The 4,618-nt window shown below is 40.7% G+C and carries 3 protein-coding genes and 2 pseudogenes; 2 read left to right on the forward strand and 3 right to left on the reverse strand.

From position 1 onward, the window contains the following. A partial coding sequence (locus tag F6K52_RS32665; protein ID WP_293088692.1) for a GNAT family N-acetyltransferase occupies positions 1-1,447 on the reverse strand: 1,447 nt, incomplete at its 3' end. A 153-nt stretch (positions 1,448-1,600) separates the two neighbouring features. Continuing rightward, a complete protein-coding gene (locus F6K52_RS32670; RefSeq protein ID WP_293088694.1) occupies positions 1,601-1,753 on the reverse strand; it encodes a ribbon-helix-helix protein, CopG family in 153 nt (50 codons plus the stop codon). 82 nt (positions 1,754-1,835) lie between these two features. On the opposite strand from F6K52_RS32670, the pseudogene F6K52_RS32675 reads away from it, so the two are divergent. Continuing rightward, a pseudogene (locus tag F6K52_RS32675) lies at positions 1,836-2,207 on the forward strand (helix-turn-helix domain-containing protein); the annotation flags it as partial. A gap of 346 nt (positions 2,208-2,553) precedes the next feature. On the opposite strand, the gene F6K52_RS32680 reads toward F6K52_RS32675, so the two are convergent. After that, positions 2,554-3,411: an IS4 family transposase gene (locus F6K52_RS32680; protein WP_293088696.1), complete on the reverse strand. Its 858-nt coding sequence runs from the start codon at positions 3,409-3,411 to the stop codon at positions 2,554-2,556. Between the two features lie 171 nt (positions 3,412-3,582). On the opposite strand from F6K52_RS32680, the pseudogene F6K52_RS32685 reads away from it, so the two are divergent. Then, positions 3,583-4,446, forward strand: a pseudogene (locus tag F6K52_RS32685) (transposase); the annotation flags it as partial. Between the last annotated feature and the right edge of the window lie 172 nt (positions 4,447-4,618).

The raw sequence follows: 4,618 nt of genomic DNA on the forward strand, positions 1-4,618 counted from the left end.
TGTCGGATAATTCTGTCGCCGTAACCGCAACGGCAAGATTGGCATTTAAATAGCCATCCTTAACTTTAAAAAATGCATCATCTTGAATAGCGCTAAGAATAGTTTGAGCCAAATAAGGTTCAGTAATTCTTGTAAATGGCAGATTTTCACTTACTGACAGGGATATAAACCAAAAAATTAAGTGCCGCGCCATAGTTTCTTCAAGAAGACCTGATCTAACCCGAAAAATGGGCACGTTTAACTCATGATTTTTATAGGTATGATAAGCAATTAAAGCTAGGGGTTTATTTTCTGAATTTAAAATAAAATAACACTTAAATTTATCTGGACTCGCAATAATAGTTTCCAGCTTTTTTTTTAACTTATTAAGCTTTTCTCCCTGAGCATCTACCAAAAACGTTTCACTCAATAAACGTACCTGATCAAATTTATGAACACGTTGTCTAGTTATACTTGTGCCTGCTAAGCGTACAGGCTGATAGTTAATATATTCGTGAAGATAATCTAGCTTAACAATTAAACTAGTAGGACTAAGGATTGATAAGTTCAATTCCTCATTGATAGCATCTGCGATCGCTAGTATTTGTGAATTACGAGTCAAAAAAAATGGTGCATCTGAAGCTATGGCTATAGCTAACTGACGCAGTTCAGATTTATTGATAGTTCCCTGAGTTGATAACAAAACCTGGGTGAGAGCGCGAGAAGCTGTTTGAAAGTCTTTCTGATTGTAAGGGAGTTGAGTAAAGGTATCGGCTAACTGGCGTTTACCATTCCTTTGTTTAGTATCATCAATAGTATTGATAACCTTAAATATTTCATTAGTTATACATAACTCCAAGTCAGGTTGTAACCAATCAGCTAGTAGAGAGTCGGATTCTGTCTTTGACCTAGCTTCATCTCCTTGCAAGTCAAAAAACACGCTGGTATCAATGACTGCACATAATTTAGACTCAAGTTTTTGGGTAGCAACCGTAGAAAATAGGGTGGGATGGTCGTGATCGCGCCACCAAACAGTAAGTAGTTTTCCATCCTTGCTCCTTCCGGGTTTTTCAGCCAAAGGAACAAAGTCTAAGTGAGACCACATTTTCTCTAATCCATAATCACGACGGCATTTGAGTTTAATGCCGTAAAAGTCCTGAGTGTTCTGACTTAGATAATTAACTAGCTTTCTAGCAATACCGTTACCACGCCATGATGGCTCGATGCATAGATGAACAAGAACGATGATATTATGTCTACGCACCTTCCGGTATAACAAATAACCGGTACACTTTTTTTCAGGAGTAAGAGCCACAAGTATTTGACGATCGAGTGCGTGTTGATCAAAAGCTCCTTCAGGAAAATGACCAAGAGTGGTTGCATGTGCTCGTCCCAAAGCCTTGACTGTGCTTAGGTGCAGGGATTTTTGATCAATTGTTTCAATTTGAAGCTGTATCTCTTGTGTCACGTTACCAATTACCAATTACCAATGGCCAATTACCAATTACTATGCATGGAATCGACCCTATTGTACGTGATTAAGCATACCTAATCTTACTGGTTAGCTGTCCGGTAAAATTCATCCCACATCCTAATGCGTAGCATAGGTGTGGGATGAATTTTACACAGAGTCTTTAGGATTCGGCAAAGCCGACGCTACGCGAACGGGGAAGCGAGCTATTAAATTTCTAAGAACTTCTGACTGATTAATTCCCCTTCTCTCTGCTTCTTGTTCTAGTTTTCTTTTTTCATATTCGGTTAATCGTATCGTCATTTTTATAGATTTCATTATGAGTTGCCATTTGACTAGCTATATACTATAGTAATAGTAGGTCGAAAAGCATAGTATTGCAACAATGAGAGCAGCGTATCAATACCGACTAAGGTTAAATAAAAATCAAGAGTATCAAATAGAAAAATGGCTGGACATGCTCCGACATCAGTATAACTATTTACTTGCTGATAGATTTAACTGGTATGAACAGAATCGTTGCTCCATTAACTCTTGCCCTCTTGTCTGTCATTTGCCAGATTTAAGGAATAACCCTGATTATTTTTCCCAAAAGAAAACTCTCCCTCAACTAAAGAAGGATAGACCCTGGTACGGGGTTGTTCAATCCCAGGTTTTGCAAGACTGTGTGAAGAGAGTTGACCTTGCCTTTAAACGGTTCCTTAAAGGTGACAGTAATGGTAAAAAGAGCGGAAGACCTCGATTTAAAGGGAAAAATAGCTGACAGGGGGACATAAAGCTTATAACGTAGACAGTGCTAACTCTATAGCCCGCTCACCTTTCTTGTAATAGTTGAGCCAACGACGGTTAATTTGCATGCATTTCGTCCACTATTTTTTCGCACAATCCCCTTAAGCGAAGCCACAAATGCTGATGTTGGCCAACATAAAAAGCGGACGGTGCGCTTTCCAATGGGCGAGTAAATCGCCCTTGGGTCGCACCGCTATGTCGCCTTTGTCCACTTGATTGGGTTTCAGGCCTGACCACATATTTTTGAATTCCCATCTGCTTAATGTCTCGCCCTTGAAGCATCGCACTGGTATAGGCAATCGCCACAACAATCATCAATTTTGAGAGATGCTCACTTGTGAGTTTAGACCCTTCAATACTATAGCCTCCCGACTTAAAATCTCGCGCACATTGTCTTGATGCAATAGCGAGTGGGGGAAACCCCCAAGACCGCGCTGCATCGCTTCCTCAATTGAAAATCGTCTTTGGTAGGCGACAATAGCCGTATCTAACTCATCAAAGTTAGTTAAAATATACCAGGGCTCTTTCGTTTTAAATCCCTGGTACTTTCCCTTCCACTTCCCGGCTATATTAAACCTCCCAAATCCTTTTTGTTTGGTAACCTGGCAGTCCTTAATAAACAGCTTTACTCCTGGCTTAAGCCCATAGTCTTTCAACTTTTGTTCCATCTCAGTATCGTGACAAACAAGCGTGTTAGATTTCTGTCTCAAACAAAAGTATGCACCCTCCAAGCTCAGCCAGTTGCCCAGTTTGGGTGAACAAAATTCCCGGTCCCCTAACACCACCACCCTATAGTTGGAGAGTAACCCAAGACTTTTCCCCAAAACAGATATTTGCTCATCAAAATTACTGCTGCCTTTTTTCTCCAAGAACTCCCAGTAAATCGGCCAGGCTCGATGATCATAGATGACGCTAACCATCAAGATATTAATCACCCCCCAGCTAGTGCGGTCTATTGCCAAATATATTCTATCGTTCGGTTTAAACATCTCTTCTAGAAGAGCACTTACACAGGGAAACCATATTGAAACTATGTTAAACTCTCTTAGTCGCAAAAACCGACGTAATTTCTTGCGACGACTCTCAAACAAAATAGGTAACGGTAGCGCTTGAGCTAACACTTCTAGTTTGACCTGTCTGAGTAGTTGTAGGCTCGCAACGACTAAGGTCACCAACAAATACCTGCTGTGATACAGCTGATTTTGTAGAATTTTCTGGTATGGCGCACGCTATCATTTTTGGTAGATAGGTCAGGGTTACTATATTTGACCTATCTTTTTTTTGATTACTCTGCTGTATCCCTTGCTACACAAGGGTTATAACCGCTATGTCCCCCCGTCAGGAAAAATAGATATAAGTCGTTTACTTTTCCCTCTCTATCCAAGAACCCAATAAATGGAAATATTTTAACTCTCCCAAAATTTGGAAAAGTTAAAATGATTTACCATAGACCCATTCCAGAAGGGTTCAAAATAAAGACAGCGACTATAACTAGAAAAGCTGATGGCTATTACGTCACACTGTCAATTCAAGATAATACTGTGCCGGATGTTATCCCAGTAGATAGCGTTAAAAACCCTATTGGAATAGACATGGGACTCAAGTCTTTTTTAATTAAGTCGGATGGTTCAGAGGTGCCAATCCCTCAGTATTACCGAAAGGCTCAGAAACGACTAAAAAAAAGACAGAAAGCTGTCAGCAGATCTAAGAAGGGAAGTAACAATAGACAGAAGGCCGTCACTAGACTAGGAAAGGCTCACAAGAAGGTTGCGGACACCAGAAAAGATTTTCATTTTAAAACCGCAAAAGAATTACTAGATAATCACGATTTAGTTGCCCATGAAAAATTAAACATTAAAGGTTTAGCTAAGACTAGATTAGCTAAATCTATATTAGATGCTGGGTGGGGACAATTCCTTTCAATCTTGTCAGTCAAAGCCGTTCGCGTAGCGTGGCCTACGGCCTTAAATGCTGGACTGGTAACAAAAGCTGTGAATCCCCGAAATACTAGCCAAAACTGCTCTAACTGTGGCAAAAAAGTTGCCAAAAAATTACAAGACCGTATCCATTCTTGTCCTCACTGTGGATTCACAGTGGATCGAGATGTAAATGCGGCGATTAATGTATTGAATTTGGCGGTGGGGCATCCCGCCAGTAGTAAAGCTTACCGAGCAACCGTTCGCGTAGCGTCGGGCAAAGCCCGATAGCGATAGCTGGTGTTGGTAAGAAGCCCACACTGAACCTGTAAGGTCAGTGTGGGAGTATGTCACAAGGAAACCACTTTTGCTCTAGGTTGGTGAGTTCTCCGTCTTCCTGTAATTGCAAAATAATTCGGTTGATTGACTCACGATAATGACTACCTTGAGGCAAAACTATGCC

The sequence above is a fragment of the Moorena sp. SIO3H5 genome (genome assembly GCF_010692395.1).
GTDB lineage: Bacteria > Cyanobacteriota > Cyanobacteriia > Cyanobacteriales > Coleofasciculaceae > Moorena.

Coding starts and splice junctions, on each gene's coding strand:
- F6K52_RS32670 (WP_293088694.1), bottom strand. CDS start 1,753: ATGACGATACGATTAACCGAATATGAAAAAAGAAAACTAGAACAAGAA.